Here is a 24096-nt window from a genome sequence, read left to right on the forward strand (position 1 = left end):
ACCCCGGCTGTTGCTGACTTTATCAGCTTCAATTCCGGCGGCTTCATTATCATTGGAACGAGATCGTCGAACCATTACGAACGAAACAAACACAAGGTGCATCGGTATTACGCGGCCCCCCACGTATACATTCGGACGGACAAGCCCGGAAAACACAAGGTTGGGTCCGGAAAAAAACACCGCCGTTTTCTGCATCGGCAGCAAAAAAGCCGTACATTTCCTTACTACATCCAGAAACGCTACGGCATTCAGCACCACAAGTTTTCGAGATACAAGTAAGTCAGGTCACAGCAGCCCCAACAGCGCGGCACCCCATGCCACCCCAGCGGCCACTGCGGTCAACGCAACGGCTGCACTAGCCGCATCCTTGGCTTGCCGCGCCAACACACTGCGTTCGGTCGATGTGTGATCAACTGCGCGTTCGATGGCTGTATTGAACAGTTCGGCCACAAGCACCAGCAATCCCAGCACCAGAATCAATGCCCGAAGCCCCTCGGGTACCGGAAGCCAAATAACCAAAGCGATGGAAATCAGATTAGCCCAGACCCATATGCGGAAAGAGTATTCGTCCTTCCAGGTTGCAACCAGACCTTCCCAACTCCAGCGGGTACGATCCTTAAGTCGGGTGAAGAAATTTCTCATCTAATCTCCGAATTCCGTTGGAGAATACAGAAATCTCAACAACGTCCTGCGGGCAAGAAAAAACCGCCCAAAGGCGGCATTAACACCCGTATTTGTGCGGGCGGCCTTGGGTAAAGCCGCCCGCGAAATGCTTACTGTTAGACCGGGTTACAGATAGTCTGTCCCGCTTCGGTCGTGGCCAGTTCGGTTCCCGCCGGACAGCTCGGTGTGCCGTACTTGTCATAATCCGGTGTGATGTAAACCGGGGTCGGCTCCTCTTGCTGCGAGCATGCAGCCAGAACAAGGGCAAAAGCGCCAACGGCAGCGAGTTTAAGTTTCATGTCCGTCAATCCTCTATTAAATTTCTGATATTGCCCAAGAATTCGGGGCCGATGTCAGGATAAGACGTCGTTTTGATTTTTGCAACGAATTCAATCACACGATTGTGAGTTAAGGCGAAACTATGCTGGTAACCCACTCTGAACAGCGGTTTTTTGAGCATTTACTACCGTTTTTCCAATAACGGTCTAAGGTATTCATGGACATCAGCCAAAGCAGGAGCAGCCTAATGTCAGACGAGCCGAACATCGCCCAGAAGGAACCATACCCGGTCGAGGTAACCGAAGGAAAAACCTATTTCTGGTGCGCGTGCGGCCAGTCCAAACGGCAGCCTTTTTGCGACGGCTCCCACAAAGGCACCTCGTTCGAACCAGTCAAATACACTGCCGAACATAGCAAAAAGGTTTTCTTCTGTGGCTGCAAACACACCGCAAAACCACCGCTGTGTGACGGGTCGCACTCTAAGATCTGATTACGTCTTCAACGCGTTCAACAGATCGGCATTGGCGCAGAACTCGGGGGCCGCGCGGTCTTCGGATTTTTGTTCCGACAACCAAACCGCGCATTGACTGCTACACTGTGACGCCCGACAGCGCGTCACCAACTCGGCGTAGCGATCCGGTGTCAGACGTCCGTCCATCATGGCTTCGGTCAGCGAAACATTCATGCAGCGCGCAACGGATCGGGTGAGCCAGAAGTGCTTTTCGACCTCACCCAGAACGGACTGTATCATCTGTGTTCCTGTATTTGAGATGCTTTCAGCGCTACACGCCGTGGTTGATTTCCATAGGTCCGCGAAGTGCGGCACGAGGCACTGCGGTCACTAAGGTATCAGTTTGCCAAGTAGCTCTCGATTTCGACAATATTCCGGCGTTTGATCCACATGTGCAGACACGCTCAGTATCTTCTCGCAATGGGAGGGGTTTGGACAATCCGTGCATCTCAGAACAGCTTCGGAAATCTGGTCGATCGAGATGTCACCATCGATCGCGGATTCTTGCAGGTCTACGCCAAGCTTGGTTGCCATTTGGTCCACAAGACCGGCATGGCGTTTCAACTCGTCTCGGTTGGGCATGGAAGGTCCTTTCCTATCGCACGTCCCGGATAGGATATCGCAGCGCTAACAACGGGCCTTTGACTCAGGTCAAGGGCCGACGCCGATATGATCCAGATAGGCCCGCGTGGCGTCCTGCACCCGGCGAAAGCGGTCACCGCCCAGTTTTTTGCCACCATACCAGCGGGTGACAATCACAACATGGCTTTCCAGCCCGGCGCGTTCGAGCATGCGCAGAATCACCATGCCCGCACCGCTTTCCCCGTCATCCGCCTTAAGCGCCCCAGTCGGCAATACCGCTGCCCAGGTGTTGTGCGTGGCCTTGGCATAGGCTTTGTCCGTTTTAAGGTCCTGCAACACTGCATCAACATCTGCCCGCGTTTGGACCCGTGCGCCCGACACGGCATATTTCGATCCACGATCTGACAGGACTACCCCTAGCCTTTCAATTGATATCATCGTGTCTGCACCGTTGGTCGGGGCAACGTTGGGGACTGCAGGTCTGGTTCTGCCTCCTCTGCCGGTTCCAATGGCTTCAGTCCCAGACGTCTAGCAGTTTCCTGCACGATCTGAACCCGCGCAGCATTTGGAGGGTGTGTTCCCAGAAACTGGTCCCCAGGATCGGGAATACGGTCAAAATACTTTGCGCCGATCAACGGATTGTATCCGGCATTGTAGGTGATAATCGTCCCCAGCTGATCCGCTTCCAGCTCAAATTCCTTTAGATTCACCTGCATATTCACATTGGCCCCCAGTTTCTGAGAGCGTTCTAGTTCTTTCCCGTCCTCTCCGAACAGCTCGCCCAAGTCACCAAAAATCACGGCACCTTCTTGCGCACTTTCCGATTGCCGCGCGATGTGGCCCAATACGTGATGCGCTGCTTCATGCCCCATCACAAAGGCCAGTTCATCCGCGTTCTGTGCGGATTGGATCATCGCACGCGTAAAGATGATCACCGGCTGATCTTTGTTGTCCAGCGTCTGAAACGCGTTGGCCTCTGCGCGCGGGTTCAGGTCGACCAGAATCGTGAAATCGCAATTTTTGACTTTCGCTTGCCGCAGACATTCTGCACGCGCTTCTTTGCCAACGGCGCGGCTGATGTCCCGAAACGCTTCGGCCTCTACTTGGAATTCCTCGGACTCTTGCTCCCATTCCGCGGCCGATTGCACGCGCAGAGTATCGGCATCACAGGCCGCCAAAACCAGAAAAAACAGCAAATAGGTCAGACGGCGCATTCATATCCCTTTGAAACGGTGACCCCGTTTGAAAAACCATAGCGCGGTCCTGTGGTGACGACCACTGCCTGTTTGCAATTCAACGGGTTGCAATGCGACCAGACCCCCTGCACTCTGCCCATATGTTTTCGATTGAGCATGAATTCGACTCGACAGTCATTACTCTGATGGATGAGGGTGCAAAGCCCTTGCAAGAGGATGTCGTCATCAACAGCTTTGCTGAATGTGTAACGCTTGAGCAGCTGGACCCGCGCACAGACAAAGTGCAAAAAATAACTCTGTCTCCTGAACAGGTCCGTGATCTGGCCGCTGCTCTGGATTTGCCGGAAGGCGTGTATCAGGTTCACGAAAAGCCGGATCAAGGCGCGTAGACAAACACTTTGTCACGCGCGCTTTGCCCTTTTTTCAGGGTTAACGTCGACGGGGCGACGCCCATCGCCGCAGCCAGAATTCGCTGCACTGCCTCATTAGCTTTTCCATTTTCCGGCGGTGCGGTGACCGTGATACGGATGGAGCCCTTGTCCAACACAATACTGTCCCGTGCAGACTTGGGCGTGACTCTGACCTGAATAGCCGCTCCGGGTGTGGCCTGAGCGCTCAGATCTGGAACCTCGCGCAATTTTGGTTTGGCCATCTTTATCTCCTGCTCAGGAACACTCTTGCACGGCTGGCTGGGGAATGAAATTGATCCTCGCACATCCAGCTGATTGCTCTTGAAACTTACCAGATGCTCAACCAGATACAGACTGCTTATGTAAAGGAAGTTAACATATGTCATTAAAGAATCCGGCCGCACTGGAGTTCCTGCAATCTCGCCGATCCCGCCCGGCAAAAACTTTGATTGCTCCGGCGCCCACCCGGGAAGAGTTAACCCCCCTATTGACGATCGCGGCCCGCAGCCCGGATCACGGCAAGATGGAGCCCTGGCGATTTATCGTGCTGGAAAAAGGTGCAATGCCACGGCTGTCCGAATTAACGCAGGAATGTGGCCTCGCACTGGGCAAGTCCCCCGAGGACATCACAAAAGCCCGCAGCCAGTTCGACATGGGCCATTTGGCCGTTGCAGTGATCGAAGTGCAAAAGCCGTCAGAAAAAGTTCCCGCGATCGAGCAAACCTATTCCGCCGGCGCTGTCTGCGTGGCCCTGTTGAATGCGGCTCTTGCGTCCGGTTGGGGCGCGAACTGGTTGTCTGGCTGGCAAGTTCACGACCGGGAATTCTGCCAAAAGGCGTTCGGGCTGAATGATCATGAACGTGTTGCGGGGTTGATTCACATCGCAACCGAAGGCACGACCCCGCCCGAGCGGCCGCGCCCCGATGTGGCTGCCCTGACCGAGTGGGTTTCTGAATGATCATACTAAACGCGTTCTTCACCGCCCTGGGCCAAATCGGAGACCCCAAATTTCGCGCCGTCCTGCTGCGCGGGGTTGGCCTGACAATCGTATTGTTGATCGCGGCCTGCGCTGGGGCAATCTGGTTGATCAACAGAATGTCCGGGAATGAGATTTCTCTGCCATGGATCGGTGCGGTGCCGTGGCTGAACGACGTGCTCAATTACTCGGGCATTTTCGTGGTATTGATCTTACCGGTATTTCTGATGGTGCCGGTGGCTTCGGCGATCACGTCCCTGTTTTTGGAAGAAGTGGCGCAGGCCGTCGAGGACAAACACTATCCCACCCTGCCCAAGGTGCCGGGTATCCCGTTCAGCGACGGGCTGCGCGATGCATTGGGTTTCTTAGGGGTTCTGATCGTCGCAAACCTTCTGGCGCTGATCCTCTACGTGATCTTCACGCCTTTGGCACCGTTCATATTCTGGGCAATGAACGGGTTTCTGCTGGGTCGGGAATATTTCACTCTGGCCGCGATGCGACGCATCGGGCGCGAAGAGGCGCGCAAACTGCGCGCCAAACACTCTGCGACCATCTGGCTGGCGGGCACCTTGATGGCTATTCCCCTATCGGTGCCACTGGTGAACTTGGTAATCCCGATTATTGGAGCGGCCACATTCACACATATCTACCACATGCTGTCAGGGCCAAGGCCCTGACGCTCAATCTCGGGGCTCCAGCTGGTTCAGCCAGTCGAAATCGCGCACCGAGATCACACCCGAGATGATGATCCCTGCGATAATGGCCCAGAGCACCACCGAAACGCCGGTAGTGATCCAGATTTTTTTCTTCATGTGATGCACTTCCGGCGCGCCCGCATGGGTGCCCGGAACAATCTCGCCCAGATCACCCTGCGTCTTGATGCGGATCGGCAGAACCACAAGCAGCGTCATGAACCAGATAACGGCAAACAAAACCAGTCCGGCAGTGATCGTCATGTCAGCCCCTCCGGGGTTGGGTTACACCTGTTCCAGTTCGACCAAGCAGCCGTTGAAATCCTTGGGGTGCAGGAACAACACAGGTTTACCATGCGCGCCGATCTTGGGCTCGCCCGAACCCAGAACACGGGCACCAGTTTCCTTAAGGTGATCGCGAGCAGCGATGATGTCCTCGACCTCATAGCAAACATGGTGAATGCCACCGGCCGGATTCTTTTCCAGGAAACCGTTGATCGGGCTGTCTTCGCCCATGGGGTAGAGCAATTCAATCTTGGTGTTGGGCAGCTCAATGAACACGACGGTTACGCCATGATCTGGCTCGTCCTGCGGGGCTCCGACTTTGGCGCCCAGCGCGTTGCGGTACTGCTCTGACGCGGCCTCCAGATCTGGGACGGCAATAGCGACATGGTTCAGGCGACCAATCATGGAACTCTCCTCCGTTTCGGCGTTGCCGCGGTTATGGGGGCTGTTTCTGTAAAGAACAAGTGCGCCAAATTGCCGTTAACGTCGTGTTAGCCAGAAGTTCCTAGCGTGAGGCATCTGCTGATTAGGAGATCTGCCATGGATGATTCGAGCCCTTTTGCCTCCCCGGCGCAGCCAACCGCCACGCGGCCCCTGTTGGGGCAAACCATTCTCGTCGTCGAAGACAGCCGCTATGTTTGTGATGCGATCCGGCTGATGTGCCTGCACAGTGGGGCTCGTATCCGGCGTGCGGATTGTCTGGCATCGGCCCGGCGGCATCTGCAGATTTACCGGCCTTCGGTCATCCTTGTGGACATTGGCCTGCCCGATGGCTCCGGTGCCGAGTTGATAGCCGAACTGACAGACGCAACACCACGCATCGGTGCCATTCTGGGCATGTCCGGTGACGATTTCGCACAGGACGCCGCGCTACGGGCAGGTGCGGACGGGTTTTTGACCAAGCCTCTGAAGTCGCTGGCAATCTTTCAAAAATTCATTCTTGAAAGTTTGCCCGAAGATCGACGCCCTAACAATCTGCACGCCATACGGGACGAAACCATTCGTCCCGATCCGATGGCTTATCAGGATGACATGGCCCATATCGCGGACGTGCTGACGGGTCCGAATGACCATCGCACGTTGGACTATGCGGCCCAGTTCCTGCGCAGTGTAGCCCAGGATGCCGATGATATGGTTCTGGCTGATGCCGCCCAAAGACTAGCAGAATCGCGCGCGGGCGGCACGCCTGTGACTGCTCTGGCTGCTCAAGTTGCCGGCATCGTCCAGGCTCGGCTGGAACAACGCGAGGCTATATAAGATGGCAACGGCTTACTTTCTGACGGCTACAATCGTAAGTATCTGGGCCTATCATCAAACCCGGACTGCAGCCCGAAACATTCGGGTCGCGCGAACCTCTCAGGCCGATCCAGACGGTTTAACGGATGTTGACCGGCTAGCGCAATCGGCGTGTCCGCCAAACGTCAAGGATGACACAATGAAAAAACCCGCCGCAAAGGCTGCGGCGGGCATTTAATTAGTCCTGAGGAATGATCCGAAGCCCCAGCTCCATCAACTGATCCGAGGTCGGGTCCGACGGAGCATCCATCATCAGATCCTCTGCGCGCTGATTCATCGGGAACATCATGACCTCGCGAATGTTGGCTTCATCCGCCAGTAGCATCACGATCCGGTCAATCCCGGCAGCACATCCACCGTGCGGCGGAGCACCGTAGTGGAAGGCGTTAAACAGCGCACCAAAGCGGCTTTTCACTTCGTCTTCACCGTACCCGGCCAGTTCAAAGGCTTTCAGCATAATCTCTGGCTTGTGGTTTCGGATTGCGCCCGAGACCAGCTCATACCCGTTACAGGCCAGATCGTACTGATACCCGCGCACGTCCAGAGGATTGCCCTGCAGCGCCTCCATACCGCCCTGCGGCATCGAGAACGGGTTGTGTTCAAAGTCGATCGCGCCGGTTTCTTCGTCCTGCTCGTAGATCGGGAAATCCACAATCCAGGCAAACGCGAAGCGGTCTTTCTCGGTCAGGTTCAGCTCCTCACCAATCACGTCACGCGCCTTACCAGCCACCTTTTCAAACGCTTTCGGCTTACCACCCAGGAAGAACGCCGCGTCGCCAACGCCCAGACCCAGCTGCTGGCGGATCGCCTCGGTGCGTTCAGGACCGATGTTCTTGGCCAGCGGGCCTGCGGCCTCCATCCCTTCACCCTGATCTCGCCAGAAGATGTAGCCCATACCGGGCAGTCCTTCTTTCTGGGCAAAGGCGTTCATGCGGTCGCAGAACTTGCGGCTGCCACCGGTCGGGGCGGGAATGGCGCGGATTTCAGTGCCGTCCTGCTCCAGCAGCTTTGCGAATATCGCGAAGCCAGACCCGCGGAAGTGGTCGGAGACCACTTGCATTTTAATAGGGTTGCGCAGGTCGGGCTTGTCGGTGCCGTACCAAAGGGCCGCGTCCTTGTAGGAAATCTGCGGCCACTCTTGGTCGACCTTACGGCCACCGCCGAATTCCTCGAACACGCCGGTCAGAACGGGCTGGATAGTATCGAATACATCCTGCTGCTCGACAAACGACATCTCGAGGTCGAGTTGGTAGAAATCGGTGGGCGAGCGGTCAGCACGCGGGTCTTCATCGCGGAAGCACGGCGCGATCTGGAAATACTTGTCGAAGCCCGACACCATGATCAGCTGTTTGAACTGCTGCGGGGCCTGCGGCAGTGCGTAGAACTTGCCGGGATGCAGGCGCGAAGGCACCAGAAAATCGCGTGCGCCTTCGGGCGAAGAAGCGGTGATGATCGGTGTCTGATATTCACGGAACCCCTGATCCCACATGCGGCGGCGCATCGAGGCCACAACGTCAGAGCGCAGGGTCATATTCTGCTGCATCGCCTCGCGGCGCAGGTCCAGATAGCGATAGCGCAGGCGGGTTTCCTCGGGGTATTCCTGGTCGCCGAAAACCATCAGCGGCAATTCATCGGCAGCGCCCAGAACCTCAAGTTCACGCACATAAACTTCGATCTCACCGGTGGGCAGTTTCGAGTTCACCAGTTCCGGGTCACGCGCCTTTACGGTGCCGTCAATGCGGATACACCATTCGGAGCGGACCTTTTCCAGCTCGGCAAAGGCGGCGCTGTCACCGTCGCACAGCACTTGCGTCACGCCAAAATGGTCGCGCAAATCGATGAACAGGACGCCACCGTGATCTCGGACCCGATGCACCCAGCCAGACAGGCGAACGGTTTCACCAACATTGGCGGCGGTCAGAGCGGCGCAGGTGTGGCTGCGATAGGCGTGCATGAAATATCCCTTCGGGCGCAGAATTCGTCGCGCCGATACACCCTGTCAGGCTTGGAAAGTCAAGGCGGGTCGCGCCGTCAAAACGGCCTTTGCACGTTGCCCGAGTAGAAATAGATGCCCAGACCGGCAGCGAAGATGATATTCCCCGCAATCGCGTGCAGCAGGACCGCAAAGAAAAACGATCCGCGTTTGCGATAGGCCCATGTGAACAGCAGCCCTCCGGCGAAGGTCATGATGGTAACGATCCAGCTCCAGTACATCAGGTGGGCAAGTGAAAACAGGCTTGCATTTAGTAGGTAAGCCGACCGCCCGTTTGGCAGGATCTCATGATAGCGGCGGAAAAACAGCGACCGGAACAGTAGCTCTTGCGGCAAGGCCGACAGCACTGGGTAGCCAAGCCAGATGACCACCAGAAATTCGGGCCGGTTGAGTAACAATAAGAAGGCTGCACCAGGCCGTGTCAGCATCACCAGCGCAGAGCAAAACAGAGTCATTGCAACGGCAAACATGGCCAGTTCGCCCCAAGACCAGTTGCGCCAGTTGTACCGAAGCTCAGCCCACGCAAAGCCCGGCGTGAAGTGCAACAAGACGATCCCGATGGCCGTGAAGGCAAACAGAGACGGGAACATCCAGTTTGGAGGGAAAAGGACGGCGATCAATACCGGCACGGCGATAAAGAACAGTCCAAACTCCAGCCGCAACCTCAGATGCGGTGTAGTGGTATCCGTCCAATCGGATTGCTTACTCACTGTATTGCCAACTCTGCTTGGATCAGACCACGCAGGGAATTCCCTAGATAGACTTTTTCCGCGTTTTTCAGGTCGGCCAAGGTCAAGGTGGCTTCGGTAACCTGTTCATTTGCCAACATTTCTTCACGCAGGATGCCGGGCAGAAGACCGCTGGACAAGGCGGGAGTCAGACGCGGCCCGCCGGGCATTTCCAGAAACAGGTTGGTGATGGTGCCTTCGCACAACTCACCACGCTCATTCAGGAACACCAATTCGTCAACGCTGTCCGGCAAAGACGAACGCGCTGCGTCGTAAAGCGCGCGCTGGGTAGTTTTGTGCCGTAACCAGTTGTCCGCGGCGGTAAGGCGTTCCTCGGCAAGGGCGACAAGCCAGACCGGCGGGTTATCGGCCAGAACGCCAGTAGTGACGTCCAGCTGGCCGTCAGTGGCCAGAGTCAACCGGCAGCGCAATGGTGACATCCCGGCAACCGCATCCAGTTTTTTGGCAGCACGCTTTACATCACAGGGAATGCCCAGTGCGTCGGCCGATCTTGCCATCCGCGCCAGATGTCGGTCACGCCGAACAAAGCCTTGCTCGGGCCGAAAGGCCAGCGTTTCGATTATGCGGAAGTCAGGATCAGCTGGTGGGCAAATCGGGCTTTCCATAGCGCTTCCTCATATTCGGATGGGGCAGTGCTGTCCCAGACCAGACCGCCACCAACATTCAGCGTGGCCGCGCCACCCTCGACCATCAGCGTGCGGATTGCCACATTGAATTCGGATCGGCCGTCTGGCGCAGCCCAGCCGATCGCACCGCAATAGATGTCGCGGGGCCAGGGTTCGAGATCGGACAGAATCTCCATCGCACGAATTTTGGGCGCACCGGTGATCGAACCGCAGGGGAACAGTGCGGTCAGGATATCAGACAATTCGGCGCCCAAATGAAGCTGCGCCTGCACCAGCGAGATCATCTGATGCACAGTCGCGTAGGTTTCGACCTTGAACAGCTCGGGAACTTTGACTGATCCGGGCAGCGCAACACGGCTGATATCGTTGCGCAGAAGATCGACGATCATCAGATTCTCGGCCCGATTTTTCTCGTCTGTCGACAGGAAATCGCGACGGCGCGCGTCCTCGGCCATGTCTTCAGAACGCGGCTGTGTCCCTTTCATGGGGCGGGTTTCGATCTTGCGGTCGGCCTCGGTGCGGAAAAACAGCTCGGGCGAGCGACTGAGCAGGTCGGGCAAATCGTCTTGCTGCACCAGTGCGCCATGACCCACAGGTTGCCCGGCCGCTAGCGCCACATACAAAGCCGCACTGTCGCCTTCGACGGTCAGGTCGATGGGAAAGGTCAGGTTGGCCTGATAGATATCCCCTGCCCCGATAGCATCGTGAACCTTGCGGAAAGCCTGCGAGTAACGCGCTTCGTCCCAGCGGGGGGCAAAACCCGTCACACCGCCCGATGCCGGGGGAAGGTCCCGTTGGTCAGGTCCATCATAGACACCGAAGCACAGCAGAGGCAGACGACGATCCGTTGGCATGCGGTCTGACAGCCGGGGTTCCAGCGCATAACCCAGCTCATAACTGGCATAGCCTGCTAGCCACATGCCGTCATCGCGCACTTGATCCAGCGCCACCAAAGCCTGGGGCACCTCGTCCGCTGTGTCCGCGCGGATCACGCTGGCTGGCCGGTCGAAACTGGTTCCGGGACCGGCTGGCCCCTGATCGAAACGAATACGCAAGAGCATCCTCATGTGTCGTGCTGCGCGGTATAGAGAATACGGCGGCAAGGGAAAGAGGGGAAAGCGGCAATTTCGCCCCTGTTTCCGATCCCCCTTGCACCTTTTCGCGCGGTCCCTATAACGCAGGACAATTTGGGCGCTCGAGGGGTGCCCTGACTCGCGAACAACCGAAGGAACCAGGCCATGCCCAGAAGAACCGACATTCAGTCGATCATGATCATCGGGGCGGGACCCATTGTCATCGGTCAGGCTTGCGAGTTCGACTATTCCGGCGCTCAGGCCTGCAAGGCGCTGCGCGAGGAAGGGTACCGGGTTATCCTGGTGAACTCAAACCCAGCCACGATCATGACCGATCCGGGCCTGGCGGACGCCACCTACATCGAACCGATCACACCCGAGGTCGTCGCCAAGATCATCGAGAAAGAGCGCCCCGACGCCCTGCTGCCCACAATGGGCGGACAAACCGGTCTGAACACGTCGCTGGCATTGGAAGAGATGGGCGTGCTGGAAAAATTTGGTGTCGAGATGATCGGCGCCAAGCGCGATGCTATCGAAATGGCCGAGGACCGCGCCCTGTTCCGCGAAGCGATGGACCGGCTGGGACTGGAAAACCCCAAAGCGACCATCGTGACCGCACCAAAGCGCGATGACGGCTCTACCGATCTGGACGCTGGCGTTCAGATGGCGCTGGATGAGCTGGAAGAGATTGGCCTGCCTGCCATTATCCGCCCCGCTTTCACACTGGGCGGGACCGGCGGCGGTGTGGCCTATAACCGTGAGGATTACATCCATTTTTGCCGCTCAGGCATGGACGCCTCACCGGTAAACCAGATTCTCGTCGATGAAAGCCTGCTGGGCTGGAAAGAGTATGAGATGGAGGTGGTGCGCGATACCGCCGACAACGCCATCATCGTTTGTTCTATCGAAAACATCGACCCAATGGGCGTGCACACAGGTGACTCGATCACCGTGGCCCCGGCGCTGACCCTGACTGATAAGGAATACCAGATCATGCGCAACGGCTCGATTGCCGTTCTGCGCGAGATTGGGGTCGAGACCGGCGGATCGAACGTGCAATGGGCGATCAACCCAGATGACGGCCGCATGGTTGTGATCGAGATGAACCCACGCGTGTCACGCTCGTCGGCGCTGGCCTCCAAAGCGACCGGTTTCCCGATCGCCAAGATCGCGGCGAAACTGGCCGTGGGCTACACGCTGGACGAGCTGGACAATGACATCACCAAGGTGACCCCGGCTTCGTTCGAGCCGACCATCGACTATGTCGTCACCAAGATTCCGAAATTCGCCTTTGAGAAATTCCCGGGCTCGGAACCCTACCTGACCACCGCAATGAAATCGGTGGGTGAGGCCATGTCCATTGGGCGGACCATCCACGAATCGATGCAAAAGGCGCTGGCTTCGATGGAATCGGGTCTGACCGGCTTTGATGAGGTCCAGATTGAAGGCGTAGACATCAACGCGGTTCTTCCCGAAAGCCTTAACATGGGCGAAAATGTTAGTGCTGGCACTGGTGTCTTTGCGGCAGGTAAACCGCTGCTAGATACGTCAGGCAAAGCTGCCGTTATTCGTGCGATCAGCCAGCAGACGCCTGACCGTCTGCGCACCATCGCGCAGGCCATGCGCCACGGTCTGACTGATGACGAAATCTTTGGTGTCACAAAGTTCGACCCGTGGTTCCTCGCACGTATCCGCGAGATCGTCGATGCCGAACGTCAAGTTCGCAAGGATGGCCTTCCCGTGACCGAAGAAGGCATCCGCAAACTGAAGATGCTGGGCTTCACCGACGCGCGTCTGGGCAAACTTACTGGCCGTGACGAAGACAATGTCCGCCGTGCCCGGCGCAATCTGGGCGTCACAGCGGTATTCAAACGCATTGACACCTGCGCCGCCGAGTTCGAAGCGCAAACGCCTTATATGTACTCGACCTATGAAGCCCCGATGATGGGCGAGGTTGAGTGCGAGGCACGTCCGTCCGACCGCAAAAAGGTCGTTATCCTCGGCGGTGGCCCAAACCGGATCGGTCAGGGGATTGAGTTTGACTATTGCTGCTGTCACGCCTGTTTCGCGCTGACCGAGGCGGGCTATGAAACCATCATGATCAACTGCAACCCCGAGACGGTCTCGACCGACTACGACACCTCGGACCGGTTGTATTTCGAGCCGCTGACATTTGAACACGTGATGGAAATCCTGACGAAAGAGCAGGAAAACGGCACGCTGCACGGCGTCATTGTTCAGTTCGGCGGCCAGACCCCGCTGAAACTGGCCAACGCGCTTGAGGCCGAAGGCATTCCGATCCTCGGCACCACCCCGGACGCGATCGATCTGGCCGAAGACCGTGAGCGTTTCCAGGCGCTGGTTAATGATCTGGGTCTGAAACAGCCCAAGAACGGCATCGCTTCGACCGACGAACAGGCGCTTGAGATCGCGGAAGATATCGGCTTCCCGCTGGTGATCCGCCCGTCTTACGTTTTGGGTGGCCGCGCCATGGAAATCGTCCGCGATATGGAACAGTTGAAGCGTTACATCAACGAGGCCGTGGTGGTCTCGGGCGACAGCCCCGTTTTGCTGGACAGCTATCTGGCGGGTGCGGTTGAGCTGGACGTGGACGCACTGTGCGACGGTACCGACGTGCATGTTGCTGGCATCATGCAGCACATCGAAGAGGCCGGTGTCCACTCGGGTGACTCGGCCTGTTCGCTGCCGCCTTATTCGCTGTCCAAGGACATTATCGAACAGATCAAAGAACAGGCCTTCAAACTGGCCAAGGCGCTAAACGTGGTTGGCCTGATGAACGTGCAGTTCGCGATCAAAGACGATGAGATTTACCTGATCGAAGTCAACCCGCGCGCCAGCCGTACAGTGCCTTTCGTTGCCAAAGCGACCGACAGCGCAATCGCATCGATTGCTGCCCGTGTGATGGCGGGCGAGAAGTTGACGAACTTCCCGCAGCGTCCGGCTTATAAGGCTGTTGACGACACCAAGATTGCCGACCAGATGACACTGGCCGACCCGGACATGCCGTGGTTCTCGGTGAAAGAGGCGGTGCTGCCCTTCGCCCGCTTCCCAGGTGTCGATACGATCCTCGGCCCCGAGATGCGTTCGACCGGTGAGGTCATGGGCTGGGACCGTGACTTCCCTCGTGCCTTCCTGAAGGCGCAGATGGGGGCCGGGATGGTACTGCCGTCTTCAGGTCGTGCCTTCATCTCGATTAAGGATGCCGACAAGACTCCGGCTATGCTCGAGGCGGCTCAGGTGCTGGTGGCGCAAGGGTTCACGCTGGTTGCAACGCGCGGCACTCAAAGCTGGCTGGCGGATCAGGGTGTACCCTGTGACGTGGTCAACAAGGTCTATGAGGGCCGCCCAGACGTTGTCGATATGCTCAAGGACGGTCAGGTGCAGTTGCTGATGAACACCACCGAAGGCGCGCAGGCGGTCGAGGACAGCAAGTCGATCCGGTCTATCGCGCTCTATGACAAGATCCCCTACTTCACCACCGCCGCTGCCAGCCATGCCGCTGCGTTGGCGATCAAGGCGCAGGCCGAAGGGGATGTCGAGGTGAAATCGCTACAGGGGTAAACGGCCCAATCCCGCTTACGCCAACGTAAATTTCGCGCGCCCGTTGACCTTGTGTCCACGGGCGCGCATCTTTTTTGGAAACGAGCAGAAGGAACAAGAAAATGCGTAGGATTCTGGCTTTAACCGCCCTCATCACACTTGCCGCCTGTGACGTGCCATTTGTCCCGCTGATCTGACAGGTCTTTGAACCCCCTTTTCGCTTTCCCCGCGGGGTCACAGACCGCATGATTGAGGTCTAAGCCATTTGGGGGTGCTGTGCAGCTTTACACCACATTCGGAACCAATGACCTGTCGCGGGCCATCTGGTTTTATGACGCGATCTTTTCCGTTCTTGACCAGCCTCGACTTCCCGGTTGGAGCAATGATCGTGCGGGTTGGGGGACTGATCCCGATGCCGGAACCGGATTTTGGGTATGTACGCCCTTTGATGGCAATAGAGCCAGCGCGGGAAATGGGAACATGATCGCCTTTCCCGCCCGAAGCGCCGCACAGGTCAGACGATTTCATGCGGCGGGGCTGTTACACGGTGGCACCGACGCCGGCGAGCCGGGTGTCCGGGCCTACTACGCGCCGGACTTCTTCGTTGCATATCTGCGCGATCCGGATGGCAATAAGCTATCCTGCTTTCACTACCACTACGATCCGGCAAAAGATCCGGGCGGCTGACCCAGCCGCCCGGCATCTATCAGGCTGGTGCGGCTTTGCGTTTCTCGTCCCGCGAAAAGAACACCATGTAGAACACCGGAGCGGCCACCATTGTCAAGATCGTTGCAAAAGCCAGCCCCCCCATGATCGTCACCGCCATTGATCGGAAGAACGCGTCAGTCAGCAGCGGTGCCATCCCCAGAATGGTGGTGACAGCCGCCAGCATGACCGGGCGCAGTCGCGAGACCGAGGCTTCGATGATCGACTCTTGCAGCCCTTTTCCGGTTTCGCGGACCAGATCAATTTCCTCTACCAGAACGATACCATTCTTAATCAGCATCCCCGACAGGCTGAGCAGCCCCAACAACGCCGTAAAGGTAAACGGCAGACCGGTGCCCAGTAGGCCGATCACGACCCCGTTTACCGACATCGGCACCAGCAGCCAGATGATGATCGGCTGACGGATCGCGTTAAAGATCAGCACAGAGATCAGAACCATGATCAGCAAGCTCACGGGCAACTGGCGACCCAGACTTTCATTTGCTTCGCCAGCGTTTTCGAACTCGCCGCCCCATTCCATCTTGTAACCCGAAGGCAACTCCATCTCTTCGATGGCTGCGCGCACTTCGGAATGAACCTGTGCCGCCGTCATGTCGGGTGGAATATCCGCGCCCACGGTGATTGTCAGCACCCGGTCACGTCGATGCACCAAAGTGTTGAGCGCTTTGTATTCGAACCCGTCCACCATTTGTTCGATAGGAACAAATTTTTCGGACTGATCCGAATACACGACCTGATCCACGATGGAATAATCTCCGTCGGCAGGGCGGCGAATGATGATCGGAATTAGACGGTCGCGTTCGCGAAAGACACCCGCGGTGGTGCCGTCGGTTGAAAATTGCAGCGTCGCGGCAATGTCTTCTCGGGACACACCAGCCGTCTGGGCGCGTTCGGTTGCATAGATCGGCTGCACCGCCAGTTCTTGCTCGCGCCAGTCGTGATAGACATTCAGCGCATTGGGCGATGCTGCACGCATCTTTTGCACGGCCTCATCCGCCAAGGCTCGCAAAACCGCCGGATCACTGCCCGAGAATCGCGCCTGGATCGGATCGCCGCCACCGGGACCAAAGACCAACCGCTTGGTGCGGAACTGGCCTTCGGGGAATTGCGCCGACCCAAACGCCTCAAGATCCACCTGCAAGGCTGGGATGTCATCGAGCGTTTCAGTGCGAATGATCATGTGACCATAGCTGGGGTTCGGTTTCTCCGCCGAATAGGTCAGCAGGAACCGGGTCGCCCCTTGCCCCACAAATGTGGTGACCGAAACGACATCTTCGCGCTCGGCCAGCCAGTCTTCGAACACGGCCATATCTTGGGACGTGCGGGCGATGGGTGTGCCTTGCGGCAGGTTGTAGTGCACAAAGAACAATGGCGTGTTCGAGTCCGGGAAGAATTGTTGTTTGACCAACCCAAAGCCCGCGAAACACGCCGCCGTAACACTGATCAGACCGACAATAACCAGCCAACGGAACCGAAGTGCCGTGCGAAGGATGCTGCCGTAAATGCGGAACATGATGCCCCCATACGCATCCACCGCGCCTGCCTCGCCTTGCTTGAAGAAGTAATGCCCAAGAAGCGGTGTAACCGTCAGCGCCAGCACCCAGCTGAGCAACAACGAGATACCGATCACCGCGAACAGCGAGAACAAAAACTCACCCGTCGCGTCGGGGCTGAGACCGATCCCTGCAAAAGCCATGATACCGATGACAGTGGCCCCCAGCAGCGGAATCTGTGTCTTGGACGCAGCCTCGTCCGCCGCATCGCGCGAGGTTTTGCCACGCAGCATGGCGATCTGCATCCCCTCGGCCACCACAATTGCGTTGTCCACCAGCATCCCCATTGCGATGATCAGGGCACCCAGCGATATCCGCTCCATTTCGATCGAGAACATCGACATGAACAGCAACGTACCCACCACAGTCAGCAACAGGGTCGAGCCCACAACAACCGCAGCACGCCACCCCATGAATATCCCCAGCACCGCAACCACAATGGTCACAGACATGGCAAGGTTCACCAGAAAGTCGTTCGAGGCTTGTTCGACGACCACATGCTGCTGGTAGATGGGCAGGATTTCCACACCCAGTGGGATTTGCGAATCCAGCTCGGCGAATTTGGCATCGACGCGCTTGCCTACCTCGACGATGTTTTCAGTCGACAACCCGGCGATCCCAAGTGTGAACGCTTCGGTTCCATTGAAACGGATCATGACGTCGGGGTCTGTCTGACGGCCGCGATACACATGCGACATGTCGAACAGGTTGATCACCTGCCCCTGCGACCCAAGAGACAGCCCCGCAATGGCTGATACGGTGTCCGACCCTTCAGCAGTCAGGATCGTGGTGCGATCATTTTCCGACCGGACCGACCCCGATGCATTCACCGAATCCGCGTTTGCGATGGCTTCATTGAGAGCCTGGATCGGTACGTTCTGGTTTACCGAGATCGCCAGATCCGGCTCGACGAAAATCGCCTCTTCCGGCAGGCCGCTGACCTCAACATCGGCCACGCCACTGACGGTCAGCAACTCACGCCGCAGGAATGTGGACAACTCATGCTTCTCGGCGTCTGAATAACCTTCGGCCGTGATTGCATAGAACAGGCCAAATACGTCGCCGAAACCATCATTCACAAGTGGCTGGCCTACGCCAGGTGGCAAGTCCTTTGTGGCATCACGCACTTTGGCACGCAATTTCGTCCAGATTTCAGGCAGCTCGGTGCCGTCGTAAGTAGACTTAATCTCGACTTCGATCAGCGAGAATCCGGGCTGGTTGAGCGACGTGATCGTGTCGACCTCGCCCATTTGCTGTATGGCTGATTCCAGTGGCTCGGACACTTCCAGCGCCACCTGTTCAGCGGTTGCACCGGGATACTGCGTGGCGATTACCGCATTTTTGATAGTGAATGCCGGATCTTCCAACCGGCCAAGCGAAAGGAACCCCCAGATTCCACCGAATAAGGCCAACAGGATGATCAGCCACGTATAAATGGGCCGGTCAATAGAGGCGCGTGCGATGTTCATCTGTCAGGCCCTCAGTTCGCAAAGCCGGTAAAACGGCGCACGGCCTGGCCATCGGTCAGGGCTGATCCCCCGGCAGCGACAATTTCATCGCCGTCCGACAAGCCGGTCAGCACTCGGACATCTCCGGTTTGAGTGGGCTCAATAGTGACCGGCACATAGCGGACATTGCCTTGCCCAGCCCCAACCGGTGAAAACACCATCACGCCCAATGTGCCGTCTGCGTCAGCTACGATGGCGGAGGCTGGAATGACGATGCCGGTATTATCGTCCTTAACCTTGACGTTCACTGTTACGGAGGAGCCCGGCAAAACTTGCAGCCCTTCCGGCGGCGTCAGTCCGAACTGTATGCGGAACGTCTGCCCCACGCTGGAACTTTCGGCGTCAAATTCACGTATCTGAAGGGGGAACACCTCGTCACTAACCGGGAATTTCGCTGTAATCGTAATGTCGTCTTCCTGACCTGAACGCTGGAACAGAATCTCAGGGACATCCACTTCGATCCGCAGTTCTGACATGTCGTGGATGCGAACAATCGGAGCGCCGGCCGAAACCGTGGTAAAGGCCTCGACCGCACGGCTTGATACCAAAGCGTCGAACGGTGCAGTCAGCGTTGCGTGTTCCAGATCATACTCGGCATCCCGCACCGCGATGTCAGCCAACTGCGCTGCGGTTTCCGCATCATCCACAGCCACCTGACTTGCCGTCGTACCCTGCAACCGAGACAACCGCGCCACTGTTCGGTCAGCCTGATCCTGCTGCAACACCGCCCGGTCATAGCGACGCTGGAACGGTTCCTTATCCAGTTGCGCGATCAATTGCCCCTTGGGGATCACAAAGCCCTCGGTCACAGGCATTTCAACAATCTGGCCCGACACCTGAAAGGCCAGATCAACAGTCTGACGCGCGGCCACCCGGCCAAAGAACTGCCGCGAAAACCCTGGCGAAGATTCCTGCACCATCATCAATTTGACCGGCTTGACCGTATCTTGAGCCATAGCCGAGGAGGTCAGCGCGATCAGCGCCGCACTTAGAGCAGTTAGAAGTTTCATTTGGTCAGTCCCTCGGGAATTCCCGTTTTCAAAATGTTGTCTCGGATTTTGCGCGCCAGTCGCGCGAATTCGGCGGTTTCTTCCACGTCCAACCCAGAGGCGCGGTGAAACAGGTCTCCGGCTTCGGTTACCAGCATATTGCGCGCTTCTTCACCCTGTGCCGTCAGAACCAACAGCCATGCCCGGCGATCTTCTGGATCGCGCTCGCGGGTCAGATAGCCCGCCTTTTCAAGGTTGTCGGCTGTGGCCGTAATGGTCGACGGTACGCTCAGCATATCCGCGGCCAGCACGCCCATGCGTTTGGGCTGATCAAGCTTGATCAGCATGTGACACTCTTGGTGGCTCAGATCCGTTTCGATGCAGTCAAACGTCTCTTCCAGCTTCCAGTACAGCGCATACACCCCCATGATCGCGTGAATCTCGGGGCTGAGGCGACCAAGCCTGGTGCTGATATTGTCTTGCATAGTGGACTCCGGTTGGGTCTGGCGCTTCAGGTATTTCATATTTTGAACTATTCAAGATTTGAACCTGATATTTTGTGAACACGCATATTCCGTTGGGTCAACTTACCTTGATCAAAACCCATTGTGACTGCATTTTGGGCAAATCCGAAACATCCAGGACCCGACATGTATACCCCCGCAATCACCGGCACCGGTGTTTTCACGCCAGAAAACATCATCACCAACGCAGAGCTTGTGCAGGCCTTCAACGCCTACGCCGACAAGCAGAACGCCGCAAATGCCGAGGCAATAGCAGCAGGGCATCTGGAACCGATGCAGCATTCGTCGGAGGCCTTCATCCTCAAGGCTTCAGGGATCGAAAACCGGTATGTGATGGATAAGTCAGGCGTGCTGGACCCAGACGTGATGCACCCGCTACTGCGTCAGCGCAGCGACGACGAGCCCGGAATTATGACCGAAATGGCAGTTGACGCCTGCAACAAAGCGCTGGCACAGGCAGGCCGCAGTCCCGAGGATGTCGATTTGGTGATCTGCGCGGCCTCAAACCATGAACGCGCCTACCCGGCTATTGCAATTGAGATTCAGCAGGCACTTGGAATCAAGGGCTTTGGGTTCGACATGAACGTCGCCTGTTCCTCGGCCACGTTCGGCATTCAGGCAGCCGCAGATATGGTGCGGTCGGGATCCGTCCGATCAGCGCTGGTGGTCAACCCCGAGATATGCTCGGGGCATTTGGAATGGCGTGACCGCGATTGCCATTTCATCTTTGGCGATGTGGCAACGGCCACGCTGATCGAACCGATCGAAGACGCCACGGGCCCGCATTTCGAGATCCTTTCGACTCGCTGCGCCACGTCGTTCTCGAACAACATCCGCAACAACAACGGCTTCCTGCGCCGCTCGCGCCCTGATGGGGTAGTGGATCGGCGCGACATGCAGTTCATGCAGAACGGGCGGAAAGTGTTCAAGGAAGTGCTGCCGATGGTCAGCAAGCACATCTCGGATCATATGGAAGCCGAAGGGGTGGAAAGTGGCGATCTGAAACGCCTGTGGCTGCATCAGGCGAACAAGACGATGAATGATTTCATCGGCAAAAAGGTACTGGGTCGCGAACCCGAGGCCGGTGAACAACCCAACATCCTACAGGACTATGCCAACACGTCCTCGGCCGGATCGATCATCGCGTTTTCCCAATACTCAGATGACCTGACGGACGGCGATGTCGGTCTTATTTGCTCATTCGGGGCCGGGTATTCCGTGGGATCGGTGATCGTAAAACGTCACGGGTGATGACTGCCCTCTGGGCCGGATCTGGCTAGAAGAATACACCACAAAATTGCAAGAGCACGAGTTGGTCCAACGATCGCTCGGACTGGAACTGCGTTGATTTTTCAGGATTTAGGCGGTTATCCTTGATGGGATCGTCATGAAATCGGAGGATCACATGAACAGTTCCCTTTCCGATGAAGCGCTGGCACGACTTCCATTCTGGGTCACGCCACCGGGTGAAACAGACGGGTTTCTGGTCACAGTCGGATTGCTACTTGTGCTGGTTCTTCTCGGTTTCGGGTCGCTCTATTTCACGATTCAGGCCATTCCCGACCGCATGGCTGCAGGGGCCCACAAGGTGCAAATGCAATTGGTCGGCGTGCTGGGGTTGATTTCGCTGTTCACGTTGAACAATGCGTTCTGGATTGCGGCGATCCTTATCGCGGCCGTTCCCTTACATGAGATCTTTCCCCTAAGCCGTTCAACCGACGCATCGGACAACCCCGATGCTTGAGCTTCTTTTCTCTGCCCTGATAACAATCGTGCCTGATTATCTGTATCGCCGCTATAAACAGGGCAAGAGATGGGGACGCGAACTTACCCTGTTCAACATCTGGTACGAGCTGCGCTGGGGAATAACGGCCTGCGCGATACTCGCGATCAGTCTGATTACCATCATCTTTTATTTTCATCCGTCGACGCGGAATGTATCCGCCGCGTTTCGCACCGTTACGATCCTGTCCGACCGCCCTGGCCGGGTGGCCGAGGTCTATGTTTCGAACAATCAACCCGTAAATGCCGGAGACGCGATTTTTCGATTGGACACCACACGCCAAGAGGCAGCCGTGGAAACCGCGCAGCGCCGAATGGAGGAAATTGACGCCGCACTGGGCCTGATTGAAACGGAAATTGCGGGTGCCACAGCGCAACTGGAAACCGCCGAGGCTGAACTGAGGCAGGCCACCGACGATCTGGACCGCCGCCAGTCCCTTGCAGAGCGTAACGATACAGTCGTTAGCGAACAGGAACTGGAGCGCCTGCAGACGGCGGTTTCCCGAGCAGACGGCCAGCGTGCTGCCGCCCTTGCCATGCTCGATGGCGCCAAGCTTCGTCAGACAACCCTTTTACCGGCGCAACGTGAAAGCGCACGTGCGGTCCTGCGCGAAGCCGAAAATGAAATCGCCAAATCCACTGTGTTTGCCGAAGTGGACGGAACAGTAACGCAATTTCTGTTGAAACCGGGCGATATTATTAACCCGATCTTGCGGCCAGCGGGCATTCTGGTGCCAGACACCAGCGGGCAAGGCCGTTTCGTTGCAGCCTTTGGCCAAATCTCGGCCAGTGTACTGAAAACCGGCATGCTCGTTGAAATCACCTGCCCGGCGAAACCGTTGACTATAATCCCGATGTTCATCGACGAAATACAAGGCGCAATCGCCGCCGGGCAGTTCAGGCCCGGCGATGCTCTGCTGGATCAACAGGATCGCGCCCGGCCAGGCACGGTAACCGTTTTCCTCAGCCCGGTATTCCCAAAACACCTTGAGAATATTCCGCAAGGCAGCGCCTGTGTGGGTGTGGCCTATACCAGCCGGGCGGAGGAAATAGAAACAGGTCAGATCACCGGGCTGTCTGCATTTGCCGCACGGATCGTGGATGGTATGGGCATTGCCAACGCCATCGTCCTGCGTGCGCAAGCGATATTAATGCCGGTCAAAGTTTTGGTGTTTTCAGGATGACGTGGCCGTCCGAAACAGTTTGCAGGCCGCCAAGGTGTATCGGGCAATGGATGGCGGTATGAGCTATACACGTGAGTTTCTCTCGGTCTTTTTGTGGGACCTAATCTACCTATCGCCCATATTGGTGTTTTTATTGGCGCTGATTTGTTCCCTTGGGCTTGCTATAGGCAGGATCGAGGGCTGGAAGACAGGGACAAGCCTGTACCATGCATTCATTAATGCAACTACTGTCGGGTACGGCGACGTGCGGCCTGTACGTCCGGCAAGCAGGTTCTTGTCAGTGGTTAACGCGTTTGCCGGATTGCTGTTTGCCGGTGTTTTTGTCGGTATAGGCGTGCATGCCGTTGAAATCGCGGTAACTATCAATCCCTGACGAACGGCGCATTCCGGAACTTACTGAATTTGGTCGCGCACTAGCTCTCCAGCTCTCGGATCGCTATGGGGTTTACGCAATTCTCAGCTGACGCTTTCTTCTTCCAAATGCAACTTCATCTCGATCAGAACCTGCTGTAGCTGGCTGGTTTCTCTCAACAGGCGCTTGGCTTCGTTCACGGTGATAATGCCGTCTTCAATAGCGGCCTGGTATTCAGTCATCAACATTGCGAACCGCTGGCTCAGTGCGATGACGTCAGAGTTCACCCCTCCGGTGCGTGGGCTGTCAGAGTTACGACCGTCATAAGACAAGGTGATGTTCTTCAAATCCGCCAACGCCGAGGTGACGTGCGGAAAGTTTGAGACGGCCTCAAGCCGGGCCACTGCATCAACGGGCATGAAACGGTCGGCATGTTCGGCGTTGTCCGAATAATACCTGCCCAAAGTCGCCTTGGACTTTCCGGTAATCTCGCATGCGGATTCAATTCCGACATCCTTCACCAATGCTTCGGTATGCTTTTTCAGATAGGCCCCGATATCTGCCATATTTTTACCCTTGCTGCCTG

The 24096-nt window shown here is 57.0% G+C and carries 29 protein-coding genes; 12 read left to right on the forward strand and 17 right to left on the reverse strand.

What is annotated here, in order from left to right; translation table 11 throughout:
* Nucleotides 1–285: 285 nt before the first annotated feature.
* On the reverse strand, nt 286–642 hold the full coding sequence (locus tag ACR0IY_RS07195; protein WP_480671710.1) for a diacylglycerol kinase: 357 nt from the start codon (nt 640–642) through the stop codon (nt 286–288).
* Nucleotides 643–779: 137 nt separating this feature from the next.
* A complete protein-coding gene (locus ACR0IY_RS07200) occupies nt 780–962 on the reverse strand; it encodes a hypothetical protein (protein ID WP_480671712.1) in 183 nt (60 codons plus the stop codon).
* 227 nt (nt 963–1189) lie between these two features.
* On the opposite strand from ACR0IY_RS07200, the gene ACR0IY_RS07205 reads away from it, so the two are divergent.
* Nucleotides 1190–1432, forward strand: a complete 243-nt coding sequence (locus ACR0IY_RS07205; protein ID WP_480671714.1) for a CDGSH iron-sulfur domain-containing protein — start codon at nt 1190–1192, stop codon at nt 1430–1432.
* On the opposite strand, the gene ACR0IY_RS07210 is transcribed toward ACR0IY_RS07205, so the two are convergent.
* The 4 genes from ACR0IY_RS07210 to ACR0IY_RS07225 all read right to left on the reverse strand — a co-directional run bounded on the left by ACR0IY_RS07210 (nt 1433) and on the right by ACR0IY_RS07225 (nt 3249).
* On the reverse strand, nt 1433–1693 hold the full coding sequence (locus ACR0IY_RS07210; protein WP_480671716.1) for a DUF6455 family protein: 261 nt from the start codon (nt 1691–1693) through the stop codon (nt 1433–1435).
* Between the two features lie 90 nt (nt 1694–1783).
* Nucleotides 1784–2035 carry a DUF6455 family protein gene (locus ACR0IY_RS07215; protein WP_480671718.1) on the reverse strand — a complete coding sequence of 84 codons (252 nt, stop codon included), beginning with the start codon at nt 2033–2035 and terminating at the stop codon, nt 1784–1786.
* A gap of 69 nt (nt 2036–2104) precedes the next feature.
* Nucleotides 2105–2473 (reverse strand): YigZ family protein, encoded by a 369-nt coding sequence (locus tag ACR0IY_RS07220; RefSeq protein WP_480671720.1) that lies wholly within the window; start codon nt 2471–2473, stop codon nt 2105–2107.
* On the reverse strand, nt 2470–3249 hold the full coding sequence (locus tag ACR0IY_RS07225) for a M48 family metallopeptidase (protein WP_480671722.1): 780 nt from the start codon (nt 3247–3249) through the stop codon (nt 2470–2472). The genes ACR0IY_RS07220 and ACR0IY_RS07225 overlap by 4 nt, the downstream gene beginning before the upstream one ends.
* Nucleotides 3250–3371: 122 nt before the next feature.
* Here ACR0IY_RS07225 and ACR0IY_RS07230 point away from each other — a divergent pair, with 122 nt between their 5' ends.
* Nucleotides 3372–3620: a hypothetical protein gene (locus ACR0IY_RS07230; RefSeq protein WP_480672094.1), complete on the forward strand. Its 249-nt coding sequence runs from the start codon at nt 3372–3374 to the stop codon at nt 3618–3620.
* On the opposite strand, the gene ACR0IY_RS07235 is transcribed toward ACR0IY_RS07230, so the two are convergent.
* Nucleotides 3608–3883, reverse strand: a complete 276-nt coding sequence (locus ACR0IY_RS07235) for a DUF167 domain-containing protein (RefSeq protein WP_480671724.1) — start codon at nt 3881–3883, stop codon at nt 3608–3610. The two genes, ACR0IY_RS07230 and ACR0IY_RS07235, sit on opposite strands and share 13 nt — an antisense overlap.
* A gap of 137 nt (nt 3884–4020) precedes the next feature.
* Here ACR0IY_RS07235 and ACR0IY_RS07240 point away from each other — a divergent pair, with 137 nt between their 5' ends.
* Both ACR0IY_RS07240 and ACR0IY_RS07245 read left to right on the forward strand, forming a co-directional pair.
* Nucleotides 4021–4599: a nitroreductase family protein gene (locus ACR0IY_RS07240; RefSeq protein WP_480671726.1), complete on the forward strand. Its 579-nt coding sequence runs from the start codon at nt 4021–4023 to the stop codon at nt 4597–4599.
* Complete coding sequence (locus tag ACR0IY_RS07245; RefSeq protein WP_480671727.1) at nt 4596–5294, forward strand: EI24 domain-containing protein; 699 nt, start codon at nt 4596–4598, stop codon at nt 5292–5294. Before ACR0IY_RS07240 ends, ACR0IY_RS07245 begins: the two co-directional genes overlap by 4 nt.
* A gap of 3 nt (nt 5295–5297) precedes the next feature.
* Here ACR0IY_RS07245 and ACR0IY_RS07250 read toward each other — a convergent pair whose 3' ends face one another.
* Together ACR0IY_RS07250 and mce are read right to left on the reverse strand one after the other, a co-directional pair.
* The gene (locus ACR0IY_RS07250; RefSeq protein ID WP_480671729.1) at nt 5298–5573 is read right to left on the reverse strand and encodes a DUF1467 family protein; all 276 of its coding nucleotides are present in this window, start codon (nt 5571–5573) and stop codon (nt 5298–5300) included.
* 21 nt (nt 5574–5594) lie between these two features.
* Complete coding sequence (gene mce, locus ACR0IY_RS07255) at nt 5595–5999, reverse strand: methylmalonyl-CoA epimerase (protein WP_058275561.1); 405 nt, start codon at nt 5997–5999, stop codon at nt 5595–5597.
* A 135-nt stretch (nt 6000–6134) separates the two neighbouring features.
* Here mce and ACR0IY_RS07260 point away from each other — a divergent pair, with 135 nt between their 5' ends.
* Nucleotides 6135–6851 carry a response regulator gene (locus tag ACR0IY_RS07260; protein WP_480671731.1) on the forward strand — a complete coding sequence of 239 codons (717 nt, stop codon included), beginning with the start codon at nt 6135–6137 and terminating at the stop codon, nt 6849–6851.
* Nucleotide 6852: 1 nt separating this feature from the next.
* On the forward strand, nt 6853–7068 hold the full coding sequence (locus ACR0IY_RS07265) for a hypothetical protein (RefSeq protein WP_480671733.1): 216 nt from the start codon (nt 6853–6855) through the stop codon (nt 7066–7068).
* Here the strand turns inward: ACR0IY_RS07265 and aspS are convergent, their stop codons facing one another.
* The 4 genes from aspS to ACR0IY_RS07285 all read right to left on the reverse strand — a co-directional run bounded on the left by aspS (nt 7069) and on the right by ACR0IY_RS07285 (nt 11319).
* Nucleotides 7069–8844: an aspartate--tRNA ligase gene (aspS, locus tag ACR0IY_RS07270; RefSeq protein WP_480671735.1), complete on the reverse strand. Its 1776-nt coding sequence runs from the start codon at nt 8842–8844 to the stop codon at nt 7069–7071.
* Between the two features lie 77 nt (nt 8845–8921).
* Entirely contained in the window at nt 8922–9593 is a 672-nt protein-coding gene (locus ACR0IY_RS07275; RefSeq protein WP_480671737.1) for a CPBP family intramembrane glutamic endopeptidase, read from the reverse strand.
* Complete coding sequence (locus tag ACR0IY_RS07280) at nt 9590–10237, reverse strand: aminotransferase class IV family protein (protein ID WP_480671739.1); 648 nt, start codon at nt 10235–10237, stop codon at nt 9590–9592. The genes ACR0IY_RS07275 and ACR0IY_RS07280 overlap by 4 nt, the downstream gene beginning before the upstream one ends.
* Complete coding sequence (locus tag ACR0IY_RS07285; RefSeq protein ID WP_480672096.1) at nt 10192–11319, reverse strand: aminodeoxychorismate synthase component I; 1128 nt, start codon at nt 11317–11319, stop codon at nt 10192–10194. Before ACR0IY_RS07285 ends, ACR0IY_RS07280 begins: the two co-directional genes overlap by 46 nt.
* A 177-nt stretch (nt 11320–11496) precedes the next feature.
* Between ACR0IY_RS07285 and carB the strand changes: the two genes are divergently transcribed.
* Together carB and ACR0IY_RS07295 are read left to right on the forward strand one after the other, a co-directional pair.
* A complete protein-coding gene (carB, locus tag ACR0IY_RS07290; protein ID WP_480671741.1) occupies nt 11497–14913 on the forward strand; it encodes a carbamoyl-phosphate synthase large subunit in 3417 nt (1138 codons plus the stop codon).
* 255 nt (nt 14914–15168) lie between these two features.
* On the forward strand, nt 15169–15579 hold the full coding sequence (locus ACR0IY_RS07295; protein WP_480671743.1) for a VOC family protein: 411 nt from the start codon (nt 15169–15171) through the stop codon (nt 15577–15579).
* Nucleotides 15580–15598: 19 nt separating this feature from the next.
* Here the strand turns inward: ACR0IY_RS07295 and ACR0IY_RS07300 are convergent, their stop codons facing one another.
* Genes ACR0IY_RS07300 through ACR0IY_RS07310 form a run of 3 tightly spaced genes read right to left on the reverse strand, consistent with a single transcriptional unit; the run spans nt 15599 to nt 20153 of the window.
* Nucleotides 15599–18640 (reverse strand): efflux RND transporter permease subunit, encoded by a 3042-nt coding sequence (locus ACR0IY_RS07300; RefSeq protein ID WP_480671745.1) that lies wholly within the window; start codon nt 18638–18640, stop codon nt 15599–15601.
* Nucleotides 18641–18651: 11 nt separating this feature from the next.
* Nucleotides 18652–19689, reverse strand: coding sequence for an efflux RND transporter periplasmic adaptor subunit (locus ACR0IY_RS07305; protein WP_480671746.1), 1038 nt, complete (start codon nt 19687–19689; stop codon nt 18652–18654).
* Complete coding sequence (locus tag ACR0IY_RS07310; protein WP_480671748.1) at nt 19686–20153, reverse strand: MarR family winged helix-turn-helix transcriptional regulator; 468 nt, start codon at nt 20151–20153, stop codon at nt 19686–19688. Before ACR0IY_RS07310 ends, ACR0IY_RS07305 begins: the two co-directional genes overlap by 4 nt.
* 165 nt (nt 20154–20318) lie before the next feature.
* Between ACR0IY_RS07310 and ACR0IY_RS07315 the strand changes: the two genes are divergently transcribed.
* The 4 genes from ACR0IY_RS07315 (at nt 20319) to ACR0IY_RS07330 (ending at nt 23531) form a co-directional block, all read left to right on the forward strand.
* On the forward strand, nt 20319–21443 hold the full coding sequence (locus ACR0IY_RS07315) for a beta-ketoacyl-ACP synthase III (protein WP_480671750.1): 1125 nt from the start codon (nt 20319–20321) through the stop codon (nt 21441–21443).
* A gap of 154 nt (nt 21444–21597) precedes the next feature.
* Nucleotides 21598–21936 carry a hypothetical protein gene (locus ACR0IY_RS07320; protein WP_480671752.1) on the forward strand — a complete coding sequence of 113 codons (339 nt, stop codon included), beginning with the start codon at nt 21598–21600 and terminating at the stop codon, nt 21934–21936.
* A complete protein-coding gene (locus tag ACR0IY_RS07325; protein ID WP_480671754.1) occupies nt 21929–23158 on the forward strand; it encodes an HlyD family secretion protein in 1230 nt (409 codons plus the stop codon). The genes ACR0IY_RS07320 and ACR0IY_RS07325 overlap by 8 nt, the downstream gene beginning before the upstream one ends.
* 58 nt (nt 23159–23216) lie before the next feature.
* On the forward strand, nt 23217–23531 hold the full coding sequence (locus ACR0IY_RS07330) for a potassium channel family protein (RefSeq protein WP_480671756.1): 315 nt from the start codon (nt 23217–23219) through the stop codon (nt 23529–23531).
* An 83-nt stretch (nt 23532–23614) separates the two neighbouring features.
* Here the strand turns inward: ACR0IY_RS07330 and ACR0IY_RS07335 are convergent, their stop codons facing one another.
* Nucleotides 23615–24076 carry a hypothetical protein gene (locus ACR0IY_RS07335; RefSeq protein ID WP_480671757.1) on the reverse strand — a complete coding sequence of 154 codons (462 nt, stop codon included), beginning with the start codon at nt 24074–24076 and terminating at the stop codon, nt 23615–23617.
* Nucleotides 24077–24096 lie beyond the last annotated feature (20 nt).

It is taken from the genome of Ruegeria sp. BC1 (assembly GCF_056539305.1).

Bases quoted from the DNA above. Each gene is read 5' to 3' on its own strand.
- ACR0IY_RS07320 (WP_480671752.1), top strand. From the start codon at position 21,598: ATGAACAGTTCCCTTTCCGATGAAGCGCTGGCACGACTTCCATTCTGG.
- ACR0IY_RS07310 (WP_480671748.1), bottom strand. From the start codon at position 20,153: ATGCAAGACAATATCAGCACCAGGCTTGGTCGCCTCAGCCCCGAGATT.
- ACR0IY_RS07245 (WP_480671727.1), top strand. From the start codon at position 4,596: ATGATCATACTAAACGCGTTCTTCACCGCCCTGGGCCAAATCGGAGAC.
- ACR0IY_RS07235 (WP_480671724.1), bottom strand. From the start codon at position 3,883: ATGGCCAAACCAAAATTGCGCGAGGTTCCAGATCTGAGCGCTCAGGCC.
- ACR0IY_RS07285 (WP_480672096.1), bottom strand. From the start codon at position 11,319: ATGCTCTTGCGTATTCGTTTCGATCAGGGGCCAGCCGGTCCCGGAACC.
- ACR0IY_RS07200 (WP_480671712.1), bottom strand. From the start codon at position 962: ATGAAACTTAAACTCGCTGCCGTTGGCGCTTTTGCCCTTGTTCTGGCT.
- ACR0IY_RS07250 (WP_480671729.1), bottom strand. From the start codon at position 5,573: ATGACGATCACTGCCGGACTGGTTTTGTTTGCCGTTATCTGGTTCATG.
- ACR0IY_RS07210 (WP_480671716.1), bottom strand. From the start codon at position 1,693: ATGATACAGTCCGTTCTGGGTGAGGTCGAAAAGCACTTCTGGCTCACC.
- ACR0IY_RS07205 (WP_480671714.1), top strand. From the start codon at position 1,190: ATGTCAGACGAGCCGAACATCGCCCAGAAGGAACCATACCCGGTCGAG.
- ACR0IY_RS07325 (WP_480671754.1), top strand. From the start codon at position 21,929: ATGCTTGAGCTTCTTTTCTCTGCCCTGATAACAATCGTGCCTGATTAT.
- ACR0IY_RS07300 (WP_480671745.1), bottom strand. From the start codon at position 18,640: ATGAACATCGCACGCGCCTCTATTGACCGGCCCATTTATACGTGGCTG.
- ACR0IY_RS07280 (WP_480671739.1), bottom strand. From the start codon at position 10,237: ATGGAAAGCCCGATTTGCCCACCAGCTGATCCTGACTTCCGCATAATC.
- ACR0IY_RS07225 (WP_480671722.1), bottom strand. From the start codon at position 3,249: ATGCGCCGTCTGACCTATTTGCTGTTTTTTCTGGTTTTGGCGGCCTGT.
- ACR0IY_RS07195 (WP_480671710.1), bottom strand. From the start codon at position 642: ATGAGAAATTTCTTCACCCGACTTAAGGATCGTACCCGCTGGAGTTGG.
- ACR0IY_RS07315 (WP_480671750.1), top strand. From the start codon at position 20,319: ATGTATACCCCCGCAATCACCGGCACCGGTGTTTTCACGCCAGAAAAC.
- ACR0IY_RS07240 (WP_480671726.1), top strand. From the start codon at position 4,021: ATGTCATTAAAGAATCCGGCCGCACTGGAGTTCCTGCAATCTCGCCGA.
- ACR0IY_RS07335 (WP_480671757.1), bottom strand. From the start codon at position 24,076: ATGGCAGATATCGGGGCCTATCTGAAAAAGCATACCGAAGCATTGGTG.
- ACR0IY_RS07265 (WP_480671733.1), top strand. From the start codon at position 6,853: ATGGCAACGGCTTACTTTCTGACGGCTACAATCGTAAGTATCTGGGCC.
- mce (WP_058275561.1), bottom strand. From the start codon at position 5,999: ATGATTGGTCGCCTGAACCATGTCGCTATTGCCGTCCCAGATCTGGAG.
- ACR0IY_RS07330 (WP_480671756.1), top strand. From the start codon at position 23,217: ATGAGCTATACACGTGAGTTTCTCTCGGTCTTTTTGTGGGACCTAATC.
- carB (WP_480671741.1), top strand. From the start codon at position 11,497: ATGCCCAGAAGAACCGACATTCAGTCGATCATGATCATCGGGGCGGGA.
- ACR0IY_RS07220 (WP_480671720.1), bottom strand. From the start codon at position 2,473: ATGATATCAATTGAAAGGCTAGGGGTAGTCCTGTCAGATCGTGGATCG.
- aspS (WP_480671735.1), bottom strand. From the start codon at position 8,844: ATGCACGCCTATCGCAGCCACACCTGCGCCGCTCTGACCGCCGCCAAT.
- ACR0IY_RS07260 (WP_480671731.1), top strand. From the start codon at position 6,135: ATGGATGATTCGAGCCCTTTTGCCTCCCCGGCGCAGCCAACCGCCACG.
- ACR0IY_RS07230 (WP_480672094.1), top strand. From the start codon at position 3,372: ATGTTTTCGATTGAGCATGAATTCGACTCGACAGTCATTACTCTGATG.
- ACR0IY_RS07305 (WP_480671746.1), bottom strand. From the start codon at position 19,689: ATGAAACTTCTAACTGCTCTAAGTGCGGCGCTGATCGCGCTGACCTCC.
- ACR0IY_RS07215 (WP_480671718.1), bottom strand. From the start codon at position 2,035: ATGCCCAACCGAGACGAGTTGAAACGCCATGCCGGTCTTGTGGACCAA.